We start from the raw sequence: 378 nt of genomic DNA on the forward strand, positions 1-378 counted from the left end.
ATCCGTGCCCGCCGTCATGTCAGGCGCGCTCGGAGCGGACGGAGCCGCGGTGTCCACAGTGACGCTCAGGCCCGTGCCCGCAGCGCTGGTGTTACCCGCCGCATCCGTGGCCTTGGCCGTGATCGTGTGCGCGCCGTCACCCAGCGTGCTCACCGTGATCGACCAGTTGCCGCTGCCGTCGGCCGAGCCCGTCCCAACTACCGTCGTGCCGTCCGTGTCGTACAGCGTCACGCTCGAATTCGCTTCGGCCGTGCCGGTAAACGTCGGCGTGTTGTCGTTGGTGATGTTGTCCGTGCTGGAGGAGCCGCTGTCGGTGCCCGCCGTCAGGTCCGGCGCGCTGGGCGCAGCCGGTGCCGTCGTGTCGATCGTGACCGCCAA

The 378-nt window shown here is 69.6% G+C and carries 1 protein-coding gene; it reads right to left on the reverse strand.

The genetic code is table 11. The annotated features are described in order from the left end of the window. A partial coding sequence (locus WG903_RS19150; protein WP_340078295.1) for an Ig-like domain-containing protein occupies positions 1-378 on the reverse strand: 378 nt, incomplete at both ends.

The sequence above is a fragment of the Ramlibacter sp. PS4R-6 genome (assembly GCF_037572775.1).
GTDB lineage: Bacteria > Pseudomonadota > Gammaproteobacteria > Burkholderiales > Burkholderiaceae_C > Ramlibacter.